Raw genomic sequence first — 17708 nt, forward strand, 5'->3', positions numbered from 1 at the left:
CGCACTACTTCTAGGTTGGAACAAAAATAAATCTTGTGAAAACGACACTGCTACATATCAAAAACATGGTGTGCCCCCGCTGCATAGAGGCTGTACACCATCTGCTAGAGCAAGCTGGGTATCGCCCTACACAAGTTACGCTAGGCCAAGCGCAGCTCGACCGCACTACCCCCGCCGATCCGGCCGCGGTGGCCCCTATGTTGCGCGAAGCTGGTTTCGACCTGCTCATGGGCCGGGGTGAACAGCTCACCGAACAGATTAAAGGCGCGCTGGCCGAATACCTGGAGCACTTGCGCACGGCGCGCATGCCCCTCACCACCTCGGCTTTCCTCACCGATCGGTTTGCGGCGACGTACTCGCACCTGAGCAAGGTATTTTCGCGCACCGCCAATCTTACCATTGAGAAATACCTCATTCGCCTCAAAATCGAGCGCGTTAAGGAGATGTTGAGCTACGGCGAACTGACGCTTAGCGAGATAGCCGACCAAATGCGCTACAGCAGCGGTCAGCACCTTTCCAACCAATTTCGGCAAGTCACCGGCCGCTCGGTAAGCGAGTTCCGCCGTGATATGATGCCCAAGCGCCTGTCGTTGGATAAACTCGCGAGCTAGGTACGTCGCACAAAAGCTTACACGTTATGCAGTAGAATTCTGTATAACTAGTTGCTACCGATTGGGGTATTTGAAGGGTAATTTCCTTTCGAATACCCCAATTCTGTTTTATGCGGCTTTCAGTTCTTCTATTTGCCTTTTTGCTGCTGACTAGTGTTTCGCTGCCCGCGTGGGCGCAACACGAAATGCACCAGATGCCGAAGCAGCCGGCCACTTCTCCCACCGACACTGTGCATGCTGCGCAGCCAGCCCAGCACCAACACATGCCGGGAATGGACATGAGCAAAATGGATATGTCCGGCGACACAACCATGCAGCACAGCGACCACGGCGACATGAACATGTCGCACGCTTACTCGCGCAATCTGCCCATGTCGCGCAACGGTTCCGGCACGGCGTGGCAACCCGATGCAACGCCCATGTACATGTGGATGCAGCACAAAGGCCCTTGGATGCTCATGTACCACGGTGCCGTTTTTGGGCGCTACACCAACCAGAACCTCGGGCGGGAGAACGGCCAGCGCGGCGGCCGCACCTTCGACGCGCCCAACTGGTTTATGACCATGGCCCAGCGCAACTTCGGGCAACGCGGCCTGCTCAACCTGACCGCCATGATCTCGCTCGACCCGCTTACCGAAGGCGCGAACGGCTACCCGCTGCTGTTTCAATCGGGCGAAGCCTACAAAGGGAAGCCGCTCGTCGACCGGCAACACCCGCACGATCTGTTTTCGGCCCTAAGCATTGGCTATACGCACGCCCTCAGCAAAGACCTGGATTTGAGCCTGTATTTAGGGTATCCGGGTGAGCCCGCTGTTGGGCCTACAGCGTTTATGCACCGACTTTCGGCCATGCCTAACCCCGATGCTCCGCTTGGGCACCACTGGGTAGATGCCACGCACATCACGTTTGGCGTGGCTACGTTTGGAGTGCGCTACAAGCAGTTTAAGCTGGAAGGCTCCAATTTCACCGGCCGCGAGCCCGACGAGCACCGTTACAACTTCGACCGACCACGGGCCAACTCATGGGCCAGTCGCCTGCTGTGGAACCCGTCCGAAGAGTTGTCGTTGGAAGTTGGCCGTGCTTACGTAAAAAGCCCAGAGCAGCTACGCCCCGACGAAGACGTGACGCGCACCACCGCCGCCGTGTTGCACAGCCGCACATGGGGCGCTTACCATTTCGTGGCTTCGTCGCTCATCTGGGGTCTCAATAAATCCGATCACGGGAAGGAACACTCGGTTTTGGCCGAAACCAACCTTACGCTTGGCCGACCGACCTTTTACGGCCGCTACGAATTTGTTCAGAAGGACGCCGAAGAGCTAGCCATCCCGCACGACCAAACGGAGCCCACCTACAACATTCACGCTCTTACACTGGGGGCCAACTACCGCCTTACCCAGCTCGGCCAGAACGGCCCCGAGCTGCACATAGGCGCCCAAGGCTCAGTGTATCGTCCTGATAACCAAATACATATCTACTACGGAAAAACTCCGGTGTCTGCGGAAGTTTACCTGCGCCTGAATGCGCCGTTTATGAGCATGGGCAAGATGAAGATGTAGAGGCCCAACTACCAGCTTCAGCAGTACACCTAGCGCCGCGCAATGCTAAATTCCGGTTAATCCTTCCCGACGGGAGTATCTTTGCCTTCTGCTTTGTTATGCCGTCGTGAAATCTCCTCATATCCTGCTCATTACGCCTCCGCTTACGCAACTCAACACGCCGTATCCGGCCACGGCATACCTGAAGGGCTTTTTGGGCGGACGCGGTTACTTCGTAACGCAAGCCGACTTGGGCTTGGAGCTGGTATTGAAGCTGTTTTCAAAAGCCGGGTTACAGCGCGTCTTTGCCGAAATCGAACAGGGAGCATATTCCCTGAGCGACAACTCCCGCCGGATGCTGCGGCTGCAGAAAAGCTATCTAGCTACTATTGAGCCAGTTATAAAATTCCTGCAAAACAAGGATAACACGCTTGCGCCGCGCATTTGCCACAGCCGCTTTCTGCCCGAAGCCGCCCGTTTCGACAACGTGGCCGACTTGGAAAGCGCTTTCGGCACGATGGGCCTCACCGATCAGGCACGCCATTTGGCCACGCTGTACCTCGAAGACCTCGGCGATCTGATTAAGGAAACCGTTGGGCCACAGTTTGGCTTCAGCCGCTACGCCGAAAAACTAGCCATGTCGGCTACAAGTTTTGAGCCGCTGTACGACGCCCTGCAAGCTGCGCCTAACCTACTGGACGAGATGCTGTTGGAGCTACTCGACGAACTGGTAGCCCGTACCGAGCCCGACGTGGTAGGCTTTACGGTCCCATTTCCGGGCAACCTGTATGGTGCCTTGCGCTTAGCTGGCCGGGTAAAGGAGCAGCGCCCGCAGGTAAAAACGCTCATGGGCGGCGGCTACCCCAATACCGAGCTACGCCAGATTCGCGAGCCTCGCTTCTTCGATTACATTGATTACCTGACCCTTGACGATGGCGAAGGGCCGTGGCTCCGGTTGCTGGAGCACCTACAAGGTCAGCGCGCGCAGGAGGATTTGCAGCGCACCTTCCTGCGCGATACCCAAGGGCAAGTGCAGTACCTCAACGCCTGCCGCGAGGCCGATATTCCGCACCCCGAGGTAGGCACCCCCGACTACAGCGACCTCCCGCTTACCGAGTATCTATCAGTAATCGAGGTACTTAACCCCATGCACCGCCTCTGGAGCGATGGGCGCTGGAACAAGCTCACGGTGGCCCATGGCTGCTATTGGAAGCGGTGCTCGTTCTGCGACGTAACCCTCGACTACATCTCGCGCTACGAAACGGCGCCGGCGACTTTGCTTGTCGACCGCATTGAGCAAATTGTGCGGCAGACGGGGCAAACTGGCTTTCACTTCGTCGACGAAGCAGCCCCTCCCCTTGCCTTACGCGATCTGGCTGTGGAGTTGCTGCGCCGCCGCGTCAACATTACGTGGTGGGGCAATATTCGCTTCGAGAAGACTTTTTCGCCGGATCTGTGCCGCTTGCTGGCCGCGTCTGGGTGCATTGCGGTGTCGGGCGGGTTAGAAGTTGCCTCAGATCGCCTGTTGACCTTGATGGAAAAGGGCGTCACGATTGCCCAAGTTGCGCGCGTAACAGACGGCTTCACGCAGGCAGGTATCATGGTGCACGCCTACCTGATGTACGGCTTCCCGACTCAAACTACGCAGGAAACTATTGATTCACTGGAAGTTGTGCGGCAGCTCTTGGCGGCAGGCATTGTACAATCGGGTTATTGGCACCGCTTCTCCATGACGGCGCACAGCCCAGTAGGCAAGAATCCCGCGAAGTACAAAGTAGCCGCCATCGGCCCGGAACCGGGTGATTTTGCGTGGAACGACCTCTGGCACGACGACCCCACCGGCACCGATCACGAGCAGTTTGGTCCGGGCTTGGCAAAGGCCTTGTACAACTACATGCACGGCGTAGCCCTCAACGAGCCGCTGCAATTCTGGTTTGATTTCCGGGTGCCACGTCCCACCGTACCGCGCCAGCTTATTCAACAGGCCCTGCAAGCCGAAGGCAAGCCCGACAGTGTCAAGCAAAACCTGCGCTTATTCTGGCTTGGCAACGCCCCCGATTTAGAGATTACGGAAGGCAAAAAAGGAGCACGCGCCACACTCACATTCTATGAGCAAGCCGAAGATTTTGAGGTGAAAACATCGGAGGCCGTCGGGCAATGGCTGCTGGAGTTGCTTACCAAACTTGCCCACGATTACGAAACCAAGCTGTTGTTGAAAGAAGCAGCCGCCTCCTTCCCTGTGAGCGCCGCCGGCATGTCGTTCGAGGCTTTTTTGACGTCACCTGCCTGGCTGTTGCTCCGCGAAAAAGGCTTGCTGATTCTGTAGAGCCGATTTCCAGAGGGCCGATCAATCCATAAACATAATTTATTGACTATCAATAAATTATGTTTTCATCGCTACTGAGCTGTGCGGGCACGCATCCAACCCAGCATATCGTCCACGAAGCCGGGCGCGGGGCGGGGCCACTCCCATTTGTCTTCTTTGGTTAAGCCGCCGGGCAGCATGAGTTCGTGGTTTGCGCCTGAGTAGACTTTTACTGTCGAGCCCCGCTTGTAGCCGACTACGTTTCGCAGCCGGCGGGCGCTTTCACTGGCGTCGAAACGCTCGTCGGCGCTGCCGTAAACTAATAGTGCCGGCACTTTGACTTGCTGCCAGGCTGCTCTGGGGTCTAGATCGAGTTGGCGCCACCGCAGCTGCGTTTTAATTTCGGCAGGAGTCGGTACCCGCCGGGGCAGTGTGGTGTACTGGGCCCACGGCTGTTGCCAAGCTTCAGTGAGCGTTTCGTGCAGCTGCGTGGTATCACTTTCGCCACCGCCGTGCACGAAGCCCACCAACTGGTCGAATGCTTTCGCAGCCTGCTTCATATCCTTGGCCGACACATCATGTTCGCGCAACCGGCTGGCATTTTGAAAACGCTCAACGTCGGCATAGGGTACGCCCGGCCCCGATAAAGCGACTACAAAAGCCACTGGCCGGCCCGGACGAGACGCGGCAATGGCTGCCACATGCGCGCCTTGACTGATGCCCCACAGGCCAACATGAGTAGAATCGATATCGGGTTGTTTTTTAAGGGCTTGCACAGCGGCCAAAGCATCGGTAGCCAAATCTTCTTGGCTGTATTCGGGCAATCGGCCAGCTGGCAGATCGGCGTCACGACGATCATAAACGAGGGCCGCGAACCCGCGGCGAGCCAGCAAATCGGCATACGAATACAGGTCGCGCTGGTGGGGCGTACTGCTACCATGCAGCAGCACCACGGCCGCATGCTGAAAGGAAGTGTCGTTGGGCAGCAACAGGGTACCCCGCAGCGTCAGGTTGCCGCTGCGAAAGCGCACGGGCTGCTCGCGGTACGGGCGCGGATCGGCTTTGCCGCGGCGCACCAGCAACAGGTCGGCTTTCAGCGTATCGATTTTGAAATTGCCACGCCAGAAATCGCCTTCCTGCACGGCTTCCACCACCATGTTGCCTTGTTTCTGGCCGGGTCGCTGCTCGAAGTGCAGCAGCGGCGCGTTAAAGCGCAGATTCTGAGCCGGAAAGCTCAGGCCCATTTCCAAAAAACGAAAATCGGCCTGCAAGTGATCCGGCGTCGGTTCGCGCATGTCCAACGCGACCCGCGCCTCCGTGCCTTGGTAGGTGAGCGTGCCTTCGTAGTGCCCGGTGGGCAGCGGCAGCTTGGGCCGATCGGGGGTACAGCCGCTGGCAGCGAGCAATGCCAATATTGGTAACCAAAGGAGCCCAGCCGCTGGCCGGAACGAGGAAAGCGTACAAGCGAGCCTGTCTTTTCTCACAAGAAGCGGGTTGATGGACAATAGGCAAAGGTAGCGAGCCGGCGCCACGTCTGCGGCAGGCGCTGCGGCAAGGGCAGAATCCTATAATTATCTATAAATACAATATATTGATTTACAGACCCTTACGAAGAATAAGATCGGTCTGTATATCGTTGCCTAGCCGGAATTCGTGACTGCCGATCTGCCGAAAGCCAAAGCGCTTATAGAACTCGATGGCGCGCACGTTGCGCTCCCACACACCGAGCACCACCGAGCGGCAGCCCTTGGCGCGTGCCTCGTCCAGAATGCGGCGCATCAGAGTGGCGCCCAAGCCCGTCCCGATCCAGTCCTGCAACACATACAACCGCTCAACCTCCAAGCGATTGTCGGGCGTTTTGCCCGGTTCCAAGCCCAAAGGAGAGTTGAAGCGCAACTTGGCGTAGCCGATGGGTTGCTGCTGCATCTGAACCAGCAAAAACAGCGTATCGGGATTCTGAAGTTCGGCGAGTTGCTGTTCTTCCCCAAAATTCTCGGCTAGGTAAGCAGCCATGTCTTCGGGGTTGTTGTCGGAGATAAAGGTTTCGTGAAAGGTTTGGCGACCCAAGTTTGCCAACACGGCCGCAGTGGCAGCACTGCGTTTGGGCACCGAGATACGGAGTGGCGAAGACATTACAGATGCTTTGTATACTATTGATAATCAAATGATTATTTAATCAATCAGATCATCTTTGTGCCGCAACATTTGCCAGCCCGCCCGCAGCATGTACAAGGCAAATACGATAAAAACTAGGCTCAGCACGAAACGTGGTGTATCCAGCGCACCGGTTTCCCAGTCGGTGTAATACTGTGGGATGCGCAGCCCCTGCACGATGAGCAGCAACAAGCCTGCCGCCAAGTATAAAATGCCGCGATTGCGACTGTAAGGAGGTGTAGCCATGGGAAGCGCGCTTACTGATTGGAAAACAACAGCGGCCGGGGCCGCTTGACGTACCAAACTTAGTACGAAAATCTGACGGCCCGATGCCGAAGCCGACCGCATGCGATACGCGCACCAGTTGCAAATTGATTTAAGCCGTGTATTTTTGTCTTACCAAGCATTTCGCGAGAGTAGCTCAGTTGGTAGAGCATCAGCTTCCCAAGCTGAGGGTCGCGAGTTCGAGCCTCGTTTCTCGCTCATTTAAAATCGGCCACTTAACAGCAATGCTGGGTGGCCGATTTGTTTTTGGTTTATACAACCACATTAAGGATCAAACCTGCCTACTGCAGGTTTGATCCTTAATGTGGTTGCTTTATAAGTGTATCCTGTTGATTTGAATTATCAATCTTGAGCAAGTAAGGTTTAGGCGGAAGTATTGTTGCCAGCAGGAGTCCTAGATCTGCAACTAGGCCTTGGGAAGTGATATGCGTTACTTAGCTGGTACTACCCCGTTAGTGGTCTGCACTATTTTCTGGATGGTACCGTCCGGGTTGTAGTGCAAGTCATCCACGCAGATGGAGCGCCGGTAGCTGCCGCCGGTAGGCAGGGCGCCGTTGTGGTAGAAAAAGTAGCTCTTGCCCTTGTAGTCGATGATGCCGGGGTGGGTCGTGAAGCTGTTGGGCACGTTTTCCTGAATGATGCCCCGGTACGTCCAGGGCCCGGTGGCGCTAGGAGCCGTGCAATACTCTATCATTTCGGGCTTGGTGCCAGCGCTGGCATACACGAGGTAGTACAGCTTTTTGCGCTTGTACACCCAAGGCCCTTCGATGTAGTTTTTGGGCGTAAAGGTGGTGATGGGGCTGGCCAACTCGATCAGGTTGTCCTTGAGCTTCACCCACTTGCAGCTGCCGTTGCCCCAGTACAGGTAAGCCTGCTTGTCATGGTCGATGAAAACGGTGGGGTCGATATCATCCCAGGCGTGCGGCTTGTCTTTAGTCATCTCATTGACAATCAGGGCCTTGCCAATAGCATCCCGGAACGGCCCGGTAGGGCGGTCCGACACGGCTACGCCAATGGCCGCGCCGCCCTGGCTGTAGTCGTCTTTTTTATGAAACGTGGACACAAACCAGTAGAACTTGCCGTTGTGGTAGACGCACTGCGCCGCGTACGCATCGCCGGTGGCCCAGGCAAAGGTTTTGGGCGAAAGGCATTTGCCGTAGGACTTCCAGTGCACCATGTCGGTGGTGGAGTAGATGCGCCAGTCGGGCATCTTGTAGTTGGTTTCCTGCACGGAAGCCGTGTCGTGTCCGGTGTATAGAAACAGCGTGTCGCGGTACACCAGCGGCGCCGGGTCGGCCGTAAACACATCTCGGATGATCGGGTTTTGCGCCCGCACGGGCAGGTAGGCCACCAAGGCCAGCAGGGCGACGACGAGCAAGGTACTTTTCATGGAGCTACGTGGTAAGCAGAAGCAAAGCAAAAAATGGGAAGCAAGGCTAGCGGGCTCGCAGCGAATAGGCTTGGCCGGCTTGGGTGGGGAAATCGTACACAAACGACGGCGCCAGGGTGGGCTGCCGCGGCGTGGTTTTGGCGGATACCAGCGGCGGCTTGACTGGGAAAGTCTGGTAAAATGGGTTGGAGTTAGGGCCCTGGGCAGCCTGCAGCTTCAAGCCGCCCGTAGCTGCTATGGGGCGGTGCACCCGCACGCGGCAGTTGCCTCCTAGCCGCGAAGTGATGCGCGCTCGCGTGAGGCGTCCCTTATCCCAGGCCAGGTCCACAACGTAGCCCCCGCGGGCTACGAGGCCCGTCACCTCGCCCGTGGGCCAAGCGTCGGGCAAGGCGGGGAGCAGGTCCAGGGTGCCGTCGTAGCTCTGCACGAATAGCTCGGCCAGACCCGCCGTACAGCCAAAGTTGCCGTCAATCTGAAACGGGGGGTGCGCATCGAGCAGATTGGGATACGTGCCCCCGCCCTCGCTCACACCGCCGGGCTCGCTGGCCCGGAGCCGCAGCTGCTCAGTGAGCAGCTTGTAGGCGTGGTTGCCGTCCTGCATGCGCGCCCAGAAGTTCACCTTCCAGCCCATCGACCACCCCGTGGACACGTCGCCGCGCTGGGTGAGCGTCACGCGTGCGGCTTCAAACAGGGCGGGCGTGCGGTAGGGCGATATCTGCCCACCGGGATACAGCGCGTAGAGGTGGGAAATGTGGCGGTGCGTATCGCGGGGGTTGTCCACGTCCTGCAGCCACTCCTGCACCTGCCCGTACTGGCCAATCTGCATGGGCGGCAGCCGCTCGCGCAGTGTGCGCAGCGTGTCGGCGAAAGACTGGTCGAGCTGAAGCAGCTCGGCGGCCCGGATGGTTTTCGAGAATAGGTCGAACACCAGCTGATTGTCCATGGTGGTGCCGGCCACCAGAGCAATTTGCTTGCCTTGCAACGAATACGTGTTTTCGGGTGACACCGAGGGCGCCACTACCAACCAGTGGTGGGTGGGCTCTTCCTGCAAGGCATCGACGTAGTAGGTGGCCGCACCCTTCAGTACAGGGTAGTAGGTGCGCAGAAACTGCTGGTCGCCGGTGAATTGGTAGTGGTCCCAGAGGTGCTGCGAAAGCCAGGCCCCGCCCATGGGCCAGAGGCCGTACTGTGGCGGGTCAACCTGCCCCGTAATGCGCCAGATGTCGGTGTTGTGGTGCAGCATCCAGCCGCGGGCCCCGTACATCTGGCGGGCGCTCTGCTGCCCGGTCACGCTCAGGTCCTGTATCAGGCTGAACAAGGGCTCGTGCAGCTCCGTCAGGTTCGTGACTTCCGCCGGCCAGTAGTTCATTTCGGTGTTGATGTTCACCGTATACTTGCTGTCCCAGGGCCCCTTGAGCTGGTCGTTCCAGATGCCTTGCAGGTTGGCCGGCTGCCCACCCGGCTGCGAAGAGCTGATGAGCAGGTAGCGGCCGTACTGAAAATACAGGGCGGCCAAAGCCGGGTCGTGGCCTTGGGCAAAGTCGGCGAGGCGCTGGGGGGTAGGACGCTGCACGGCGGGCGTCACGCCCAGGTTCAGGGTCACGCGGTTGAAGTAGCGCTGGTAAGCGGCTACGTGGTCGGCAAGCGCCTGCTTGTAGGGCTTGCGCACGGCAGCGGCGAGGTAGGCCGAGGCCCGCGCGGCTGCATCGCCGCTCACGTCGTGGTAGTTGTTGAAATTGGTGCCGATGGAAAGGTAGAGCGTGGCGCTGTTAGCGCGCTGGATGCGGATGCCGGCGTCGGTGGTTTGCACGGTGCCGCCCTCGACGACGGCCTTCAGGCGCGTTTGGAAGCGGATCTGCCCTTCTTGGCCTTCGTGGGCGCTGCCGTGGCCATCCAGCACCAGCTGATCTTTTTCGGCGTGCCGGGTGAACGGCAGCAGGCTTTCCTCGCTCAGCTGGCAGCTGATTTGGCCTGGTTTGCGGGCTGTGAGGCGCACCACCACCACTTGGTCGGGCAGGGAGCTGAATACCTCACGGCGATAGCGCACTCGCCCTACTTGGTAGCTGACCGAAGCCACGGCTCGGCCAATGTCGAGGTCGCGCTGGTAGTGGGTGGCGCTCTCGTGGCCCGGAAAGTCGAGGTACACGTTCGACGCCGTTTGGTAGGGCATGCCGCTGTTGCCGGCGGGCTGCATTTGGGCCTGCGCAAGCGCTTGCGCCTCCACCAGCTGCCCGGCCAGCAGCTGCTCGGCCAGCAGCTGCTCGCGCAACTGCCGCACCACCGGCAACGCGTCGGGCTTCACGTTGTTGTTGGGCCCGCCGGCCCAAATAGTTTCCTCGTTCAACTGGAGTCGCTCGCGTTGGGGCGCGCCAAACACCATGGCCCCCAAGCGGCCGTTGCCGAGGGGCAGGGCCTCGTTCCAGTTGGCGGCCGGCTGCGTGTACCACAGGCGCAAGGGGGTAGGCACCGGTTTGGCTGCCGCGGCTCCAAGGGCGGCGGCCCACCAAAACAGCAGTAAAGTGGTTTTAGCTGGCCAAGGAAGTTGCTTCATATGTGACAGAGATAGGCGGTATCTATCTAATAAACACAACGTTATGATTCAAGCCACTAGGCCAGGCACTGCCGCGTTTGACGACCCTGCGCGGCGGCAAGCGCCGCGGGGAGCCTAAAACAGGCCTTGGGCAAACAGGTACAGATCGTGCCGCCAGACGGGCCACGTGTGGCCGCCGGGGTACTCGCTGTACACGTACTTGATACCCAACTCATCCATCTTGGCCCGCATCACCTTGTTGTTGGCGTAAGCAATGTCTTCTGGCCCACCCATCGAGAGCCACAGCTGCTTTAGGTTGGTGTTGATGGCGCTGGCATTGGCTTTCATAAAGGCATACTGAGGGTCGGACAGCTGGGGGTTGTTGGCAAAAAAGCCCGAACTGAACACGCCCAGATACTGGAACATGTCGGTGTTGCGCAGGCCGGCATAGAGCGTTTGCAGTCCCCCCAGCGACAAGCCCGCCAGCGCCCGGTTATTGGCCCCCGGAGCTACCCGGTAGTTGCTTTCCACCACCGGCAGCACGGTTTGCTTTAGTTCGTCTTCAAAACGCTTCAGCGTGTTTTCGCCAAAGCTGGCTAAGCCGCCGGGGCCGCCCATGTTGCCGTCCAGCATCACCACGAGCATGGGCTTGGCCTTTTTCTCGGCCAGCAGGTTGTCCAGAATCAAGTCGGTTTTGCCTTGCTTGGCCCAGCCGGTTTCGTCTTCGCCACCGCCGTGCAGCAGGTACAGCACCGGGTACTTGACGGCGGTGTTGGCCTCGTAGCCCGGCGGCGTGTACACGTAGAATTGCCGCCACGAGTTGGTCACCTTCGAGTAAAACCGCCTCACCCGCACTTCGCCGTGGGGCACGTCTCTCAAGGCGTAAAAGCCAGTCCCGCGGCCGGGAACCTCGATGCCGCTGGCCATGCGCCCCATCCCGTAAAAAGTGTCGCTGGCGGGGTCAGCTACGGGCAGGCCGTCGAGCAGTAGCGAGTAGTAGTGCAGGCCCCGGCTCAGCGTGTCAGTTGTCACCGTCCAGGTGCCGCTGCTGTCTTTCACCATGTCGTATTTGTGGCCTAGGTCCAGCTGCGCGTGCTGTACGCCCGGGGCTTTCAGACGAAACACGGCGCGGTTATCGGGTAAAATCTGGGGGTATTTGGCGTTGCGCACGTTGGTGGCGGCCGGCGCGCCCAGCACGGTGTATGTCGGCAGCGCCGCCACATCCACGGGTTTGAACAGAAGCTGCGAGAACATGTACAGCCCATTTTTCCAGACTTTAAAGTCGTGCCCACCCGCTTCGAGGTAGTACACGTGGGGCACGCGGTGCTCGTAGAGGTAATCGTGCGTGCGCTGGCTGATGGGCAGCAGGCCGTCGGCGTCGCCGCACGAAATCCAGAGGAGCTTGAGCTGCTTTTTGGCTTTCGCGGGGTCGGGCACCAGCTGCTCGGGCATCTTGGTGTTGGGGGCCGACGAAAAGCCTCCTACCCAGGCAAATCTATCCAGGTTGCCCAGCCCGAAATTCAGCGACTGCCCCCCTCCCATCGACAGCCCTGCAATGGCCCGATTCTCGCGGTTGGTGAGGGTTGGGTAGTGCTTTTCGATGTAGGGAATCAGGTCGGTCAGCAGGTCTTTTTCGAAGTTGGCAAAAGCGGCGACCTTATCCGGACCGTAGATATTGCCAATGGGTCGGTCGTCTTTCATGGCCCGGCCGTTGGGCATCACCACCAGCATCGGCTTGAGCTTGCCCGCCGCGTACAGATTATCCAGAATCACCTGCGGGCGCCCTCCCTTGAGCCATTCCTTTTCGTCGCCCCCGATGCCGTGCAGCAGGTAGAGCACCGGGTACTTTTTCTTCTTCGAATACCCCGGCGGCGTGTACACCAGCGCCTTGCGCACCGTGCCCACCGTTTTCGAGGGGTAGCTGAGGCTGTCGATTCGCCCGGTGGCAATACCCGCGGTAGGCTGGTCGAAGCCCTTAGGGGCCTCCATCGCTGTTTTTTGGGCGAAAGCGCTGCTTACGCTCAGCAGGATTACGCCCAGAACGACAGGAAGTATGTTTCTCATAACTCGGAAAAAGCTTTGCGTGCTTATGTAAGTTGCTTAAAATCAAGTGTTTGCAAGCGATCAGCTTCTTTGCCGCTTACTCGAACCGGACCCAGTCGATGGCAACGGGCGCGTTCGTTTTAGAGGAAACAACCAGCGCGTGCGTGCCGGGCTTGAAGGCGGACAAGGGCGCTTTCACCTCCTGCCACTGGCTGCCCTTCGGCACAGTTACCTGGGCCAGCACCGGGCCGGCAGCCCCGTCGGCCCGCAGCTGCAGTGTGGCGCCGGCCGCCGCCTGCGCGCGCAGCCTCACCGTCTTCAGCGCCTGTTTGCCGAAGGCCACCCCGTTGTATTGCACCCAGCCTTGGCTGCCCGTAAACACGGTTTTCCAGCCCTGGAACTTGCTGGCGGTATCCAGGAAGGCGATGGACGCGCCGCTGCTGCTCAGGCGGCTGTAGCGGTCGAGCTGGATTTTCTGCTTAGCGTCGGTCAGGCCCACGCCGCGCAGGGTCGGCACGACCTTCCGGATGGCGCCCGTGGGCTCGAAAAACAGGCTGTCCATTCGGATAGACCGGTTTTTGTCGAAGCTAGGCGACAAGTCGTTGTGGTGGTAAAACAGGTACCATTGGTTCTTGAACGCCAGAATAGAATGGTGATTCGTCCAGCAGCCGGTAGGCGACTCGTCCATGATAACGCCCTTGACGGTAAACGGCCCGAGCGGGCTGGTGCTGGTGGCGTATTCGAGGCGCTCGGTTTTGTTGGCCACGTGCGGATAAGTCAGGTAGTACGTGCCGTTGCGCTCAAACAGGTAGGGGCCTTCTTTCAATCCCTGGGTCGGCAACTCGCCCAGCGTCTGGGGCTCGGAGGCGAGCTCCAGCATGTTTTCCTTGAGCTTGGCCCCATAAATGTTGCCCTGCGACCAATACAGATACGCTTGGCCGTCCTTGTCGATAAACACGTTGGGGTCGATGCCGCGCACCCCCTTAATGGGCAGCGGCTGCGGCACAAACGGGCCGGTGGGTTTATCGGACACGGCTACCCCCACCGTAAAGCCCTTGCTAATGGTCGTATCCCGGGGGGTGGTCGGGAAGTAGAAATAGTACTTGCCGTTGCGGTACATGCAGTCGGGGGCCCACATGCTGTAGCTGTCGGGCTTCACCCAGGGCACTTTGTTCTGGGTTACAATCACGCCGTGGTCGGTCCAGTCCGTGAGGTTGGCGGAGGAAAACACGTGGTAATCCTCCATCACAAACCAGCCGACGCGCCCATGTCCGGGAGTGGCCCGAATATCGTGCGAGGGGTACACGTACACCCGGTCGTTGAACACGCGCGCCGATGGGTCGGCCGTGAACTGATTGGTAATCAACGGGTTCTGCGCCTGGGCGGCAACTCCCAACAGGCAGGCCAGCACGCTCAGGATAGATGACAGTCTACAATTCAGCATCGGGTCAGGAGTTTCGGATAGGTTTGAGGTTAGAAAGAGCGTCATGCTGAGCTTGCCGATTAAAGAGTATTTCAAGCATTCTCTTACTTGGGCCCGGCTGTCGTATCTGCAATTCGGAAATAATCGAAATCGGCGTAGCCGCCGGGGTTTTTGGTGGCGTAAGCAAACAGCCCAAACCGGTAGCCCATAAAATGCGGCAGCGTGTACGCCATTTTGAGCGGGGCACCAATGGCTTTCCACGCTTTGCCGTCGAGGCTATAAAAGAAGTTCGCCACGTCCTTGCGCTCCGTAAAGTCGCATTCAGCCTTAAAGTAGACGGTGGACTGCGTCAGGGGCAGGCGTTGCAGCTCCACCGGCTTTTCCGATTCCGCGCTCACCATAACAATGGATTTAGCGCCGTTGCGATAGTTTACCCCCACCAGGCCGTACCGCTTTTGCAAGAGAGCCAGGCCGGCAAAATCGCCGTCTTTCAGGTGCGACACATCCAGGGCCGTGGTCCCGGTGCAGGTCGGGCCGATGGTGCGCTGAGTGAGCGTGTTTCTGGCCAGCAGGAAGGTTGTATCCACGCGGCCGGTTTTCAGGCGCAGGTAGCCGGGGCGGTCGGTGAGCGACCAGAGGGCGTTTTCGGGGTTGTGGTTCCACTGCCACACCAGCGTCAGGGCGGGCTCGCCCTTGCGCCGCCCAAACTCATCGGACGCGACTAGGCCGGGAATCAGACCCTTGCTAGGAGGCAGCGCCAGCGTTTGGGGCACCTTGCCGGCTGCGCCCAGCACCGGCCAGCCATCGGCCCAGGTTACGGGCACCAGGTACGGAATGCGGCCCACGGCACCGTAATCGCGGAACAGGTAAGAATACCACTGCCCGCCGGGTGTGTCGATGAGGCCGCCCTGCGCGACCCCGAGGTCTTGCAGCGCCAGCCGGCCTTCGTAAGGCCCCGTGAGCTTGTCGGCCCGGTGTACCACCACGGTGCGCATGCCGCCCTTTGGCCACGTAATGTTAAAGAGGTAGTAGCGGCCCTTGATTTTGAATAATTGCGAGCCTTCCGCGGGCAGGCCGAGGTTAGGGCCGGCGGGGGCACTGGCGTTTTCGATTAGCACCTGCTCCGTGGCGCCGGGCTTCACGCCGGAGGCATCCGCCGTGAGCTCAATCAGCCGCAGCTTGCCCGCGCCATACACCAAGTACACCCGGCCATCGTCGTCGAAAAACAAGGAATGGTCGTGGTAGCTGGGCTTAAACGAAGAAACTTTCCAAGGGCCTTTCTCAATGTTTTTGGTGGAATAAACGTAGGTCTTGCCGGTCGTCTGGGCGAACGTCGTGACGTAATACGTGCCCTGGTGAAACCGCAAGCTACTTGCCCACGAGCCGCGGCCGTAGGTGCTTTTTCCGTTGGTGAGCGTCAGCTCATCCAGGCTCGCTAGCGTGTCGTAGGCATAATTTACTAAGTGCCAGTTAACCAAGTCATTAGACTTCATGATGGGTACGCCCGGGCTCATGTGCATGGTCGTGCTGCTCATGTAGTAAGTGCCCCCCACCCGAATCATCGACATGTCGGGCACGTCGGCAAAAATGATGGGGTTTTGCGCCTGCTTCCCCTGCGCCAGCAGCGAAGAAGCAACGGCCGACGCAAGGAGGATTCCAACAAGTAAAATATATCGCTTCATAGAAGAAGGCTTGGGCAAACAAGTGTCTGATTGAAAGGGAATTAGGGTTACCCGGGCTTGATCGCCTGGTACTTGCCGCTTAAGTGCAGCAAGCTGAACAGGTACAACAGGCCGTCGTAGTATGGGTCGAAGTAAGCATCTTCGTAGGGCGCCAGCTTGGCGTCCCAGAGCGCGTGCACAAAGTCCAGCTTGGGGTCTTGCCCCATGAGCGAGGCCGAGGCACTGGTGGCGACCAGCCCCAGCGAGTGCCGTAGCTTCTTGACGTTGCCCGCCGGCAGAATGAAGTCGGGCCGCGAGCCATCGACGTTAAACTGGTCTTCGAACGTGTTCAAGCCTTTGCCGCGCAGAACCCCCTGCAAACGCCGCGCATACTGCTGCTGCCAGGCTTTGTCCTGACCAAACCACACGTAGTCCATGGCAATGTTCATGGGCACCCGCCACGAATCGTAGCGAAAAGCCGGCGGCGCCCATTTGGTCGCGTGGGGCTTCCCGCTAAACTCGGTGTAGTCGTAGTTGAGACCGGTGGCGGCGCTGCACGCGCGGTGCAAAAAGGCCCGCGACGTATCGGCGCACGCTTTATAAAATGGCTCGTGGCCGTCTTTGGCGTAGGCAGCCCACACTTCCAGAAACGCCGGCACGTGGTACGACGGGTCCGTCCAGTTGTACATGTCGCCCACCGGCACGAAGGATATCTGCTTGTGTTGGGTGTTTATCAGGTTGAATACGTCGCCGGTGCCGTCTTTCTTCCACATGGCATCCAAGATCCGGCGGGCTTCTTGGTAGTAATTGATGCCAGTGTTGTTGCCCCAACGGTTGGACGCAAACAGCAGACTAGTAACGAAATACAGTTCTCCATCGGAGGCAGGGCCCTCAGAATTTCGCTTGAGCGTGGCCGGGTTGACGCTCCAGGCGAAATAGCCCGCCAGGGGTCCTTCCTGGTGCTGCAAGTATTTCTTCGACCAGCGCCAGATGCGGTCAAACACCGCTTTTTTGTTGAGCTGCACCGCCACCATCATCCCGTACGACAGGCCTTCGGTGCGGGCGTCGTGGTTTTTCAAGTCCGATACGTAGGCCATCGAGTCGCCTACCTCGAAGTAAATTCGGTTGGGCCCTTCAAACAGCGCCTGGTAAGTCTGGGCTATTTTCTGGTCGATGGCAGTTTGGGAGTAGCCGGCCTCCCGCAGCAGGTTAGGGTACTTGCCTGTGTAGAAAGCTCCTTTCTGGCTGGTAGCAGCTGGCTTGAGCGCGCGCTGGGCGTCCACGCAGCCCAAGCCGGCATACAGCAGGCCGAGGAGCAGCAGGCCAACCCGACCGCGGTAAACGAAGGTGGAGAATGTATTCATAGGATGGTAATTGGCACTGGGCGGCCCGTCGCATGGGCCGCCTATTTGGTCAGAGTTTTGCCAGCCGGGTTTAAGGCTGCACCACGAAGCCGCCCTGCGCGGGCAGCATCACGCTGACGGTGCGGCCCGCGCAGGGCAGTGTGCTAAAGCTACGGTTGGTGGCCCCGTCGGTGATGAGCGTGCTGCCTTGCAGGCCCAGATTCGAGGGCCGCAGCAGCTTGTCTTGACGGTAATGCACGGCGTAGGTGGGCTGGCCCTGGACCGTTACGGCAACCGTCACCAACACGGCCCCGTCGGGGCTGCTGATGCGCATGGGCTGGGCGGCCGCTTGGGCTGCGGCGAGCGGTAACGCCAAGAGGCAAAGCAGTGGAAGTAAGCGCATAGCAGGCAAAAGAAAGGAAGCGGTG

The 17708-nt window shown here is 59.1% G+C and carries 13 protein-coding genes and 1 tRNA gene; 4 read left to right on the top strand and 10 right to left on the bottom strand.

Annotation, left to right across the window (positions count from 1 at the left end):
- Nucleotides 1-35: 35 nt before the first annotated feature.
- The 3 genes from H9I52_RS23265 to H9I52_RS14545 all read left to right on the top strand — a co-directional run bounded on the left by H9I52_RS23265 (nucleotide 36) and on the right by H9I52_RS14545 (nucleotide 4472).
- On the top strand, nucleotides 36-611 hold the full coding sequence (locus tag H9I52_RS23265; RefSeq protein WP_139515868.1) for a helix-turn-helix domain-containing protein: 576 nt from the start codon (nucleotides 36-38) through the stop codon (nucleotides 609-611).
- Nucleotides 612-721: 110 nt separating this feature from the next.
- Nucleotides 722-2167, top strand: a complete 1446-nt coding sequence (locus tag H9I52_RS14540; RefSeq protein WP_187454427.1) for a hypothetical protein — start codon at nucleotides 722-724, stop codon at nucleotides 2165-2167.
- Between the two features lie 106 nt (nucleotides 2168-2273).
- The gene (locus tag H9I52_RS14545; RefSeq protein ID WP_187454428.1) at nucleotides 2274-4472 is read left to right on the top strand and encodes a B12-binding domain-containing radical SAM protein; all 2199 of its coding nucleotides are present in this window, start codon (nucleotides 2274-2276) and stop codon (nucleotides 4470-4472) included.
- A gap of 71 nt (nucleotides 4473-4543) precedes the next feature.
- On the opposite strand, the gene H9I52_RS14550 is transcribed toward H9I52_RS14545, so the two are convergent.
- The 3 genes from H9I52_RS14550 to H9I52_RS14560 all read right to left on the bottom strand — a co-directional run bounded on the left by H9I52_RS14550 (nucleotide 4544) and on the right by H9I52_RS14560 (nucleotide 6851).
- Nucleotides 4544-5863 (bottom strand): alpha/beta hydrolase family protein, encoded by a 1320-nt coding sequence (locus tag H9I52_RS14550; RefSeq protein ID WP_187454429.1) that lies wholly within the window; start codon nucleotides 5861-5863, stop codon nucleotides 4544-4546.
- A 184-nt stretch (nucleotides 5864-6047) separates the two neighbouring features.
- A complete protein-coding gene (locus tag H9I52_RS14555) occupies nucleotides 6048-6584 on the bottom strand; it encodes a GNAT family N-acetyltransferase (protein WP_187454430.1) in 537 nt (178 codons plus the stop codon).
- Nucleotides 6585-6623: 39 nt separating this feature from the next.
- Nucleotides 6624-6851 (bottom strand): hypothetical protein, encoded by a 228-nt coding sequence (locus H9I52_RS14560; RefSeq protein ID WP_139515863.1) that lies wholly within the window; start codon nucleotides 6849-6851, stop codon nucleotides 6624-6626.
- 164 nt (nucleotides 6852-7015) lie between these two features.
- On the opposite strand from H9I52_RS14560, the gene H9I52_RS14565 reads away from it, so the two are divergent.
- Nucleotides 7016-7088 (top strand) — tRNA-Gly (locus H9I52_RS14565).
- A gap of 232 nt (nucleotides 7089-7320) precedes the next feature.
- Here H9I52_RS14565 and H9I52_RS14570 read toward each other — a convergent pair.
- The 7 genes from H9I52_RS14570 to H9I52_RS14600 all read right to left on the bottom strand — a co-directional run bounded on the left by H9I52_RS14570 (nucleotide 7321) and on the right by H9I52_RS14600 (nucleotide 17683).
- The gene (locus H9I52_RS14570) at nucleotides 7321-8280 is read right to left on the bottom strand and encodes a glycoside hydrolase family 43 protein (RefSeq protein WP_187454431.1); all 960 of its coding nucleotides are present in this window, start codon (nucleotides 8278-8280) and stop codon (nucleotides 7321-7323) included.
- A 46-nt stretch (nucleotides 8281-8326) separates the two neighbouring features.
- Nucleotides 8327-10831, bottom strand: coding sequence for a glycosyl hydrolase family 95 catalytic domain-containing protein (locus H9I52_RS14575; RefSeq protein WP_187454432.1), 2505 nt, complete (start codon nucleotides 10829-10831; stop codon nucleotides 8327-8329).
- A gap of 114 nt (nucleotides 10832-10945) precedes the next feature.
- Complete coding sequence (locus H9I52_RS14580) at nucleotides 10946-12874, bottom strand: alpha/beta hydrolase-fold protein (RefSeq protein WP_187454433.1); 1929 nt, start codon at nucleotides 12872-12874, stop codon at nucleotides 10946-10948.
- Between the two features lie 76 nt (nucleotides 12875-12950).
- Nucleotides 12951-14297 (bottom strand): family 43 glycosylhydrolase, encoded by a 1347-nt coding sequence (locus H9I52_RS14585; RefSeq protein ID WP_187454434.1) that lies wholly within the window; start codon nucleotides 14295-14297, stop codon nucleotides 12951-12953.
- An 83-nt stretch (nucleotides 14298-14380) separates the two neighbouring features.
- Nucleotides 14381-15958: a glycoside hydrolase 43 family protein gene (locus tag H9I52_RS14590; RefSeq protein ID WP_187454435.1), complete on the bottom strand. Its 1578-nt coding sequence runs from the start codon at nucleotides 15956-15958 to the stop codon at nucleotides 14381-14383.
- A 47-nt stretch (nucleotides 15959-16005) separates the two neighbouring features.
- Nucleotides 16006-17301 carry a glycosyl hydrolase family 8 gene (locus H9I52_RS14595; protein ID WP_187454436.1) on the bottom strand — a complete coding sequence of 432 codons (1296 nt, stop codon included), beginning with the start codon at nucleotides 17299-17301 and terminating at the stop codon, nucleotides 16006-16008.
- A 70-nt stretch (nucleotides 17302-17371) separates the two neighbouring features.
- Nucleotides 17372-17683 carry a glycoside hydrolase family 97 N-terminal domain-containing protein gene (locus tag H9I52_RS14600; protein WP_187454437.1) on the bottom strand — a complete coding sequence of 104 codons (312 nt, stop codon included), beginning with the start codon at nucleotides 17681-17683 and terminating at the stop codon, nucleotides 17372-17374.
- Nucleotides 17684-17708 lie beyond the last annotated feature (25 nt).

The organism is Hymenobacter sp. BT491, assembly GCF_014349165.1.
In the GTDB taxonomy this organism is placed as follows: Bacteria; Bacteroidota; Bacteroidia; order Cytophagales; family Hymenobacteraceae; genus Hymenobacter; species Hymenobacter jejuensis.

Coding starts and splice junctions, on each gene's coding strand:
- H9I52_RS14540 (WP_187454427.1), top strand. CDS start 722: ATGCGGCTTTCAGTTCTTCTATTTGCCTTTTTGCTGCTGACTAGTGTT.
- H9I52_RS14555 (WP_187454430.1), bottom strand. CDS start 6,584: ATGTCTTCGCCACTCCGTATCTCGGTGCCCAAACGCAGTGCTGCCACT.
- H9I52_RS14560 (WP_139515863.1), bottom strand. CDS start 6,851: ATGGCTACACCTCCTTACAGTCGCAATCGCGGCATTTTATACTTGGCG.
- H9I52_RS14570 (WP_187454431.1), bottom strand. CDS start 8,280: ATGAAAAGTACCTTGCTCGTCGTCGCCCTGCTGGCCTTGGTGGCCTAC.
- H9I52_RS14575 (WP_187454432.1), bottom strand. CDS start 10,831: ATGAAGCAACTTCCTTGGCCAGCTAAAACCACTTTACTGCTGTTTTGG.
- H9I52_RS14580 (WP_187454433.1), bottom strand. CDS start 12,874: ATGAGAAACATACTTCCTGTCGTTCTGGGCGTAATCCTGCTGAGCGTA.
- H9I52_RS14585 (WP_187454434.1), bottom strand. CDS start 14,297: ATGCTGAATTGTAGACTGTCATCTATCCTGAGCGTGCTGGCCTGCCTG.
- H9I52_RS14590 (WP_187454435.1), bottom strand. CDS start 15,958: ATGAAGCGATATATTTTACTTGTTGGAATCCTCCTTGCGTCGGCCGTT.
- H9I52_RS14595 (WP_187454436.1), bottom strand. CDS start 17,301: ATGAATACATTCTCCACCTTCGTTTACCGCGGTCGGGTTGGCCTGCTG.
- H9I52_RS14600 (WP_187454437.1), bottom strand. CDS start 17,683: ATGCGCTTACTTCCACTGCTTTGCCTCTTGGCGTTACCGCTCGCCGCA.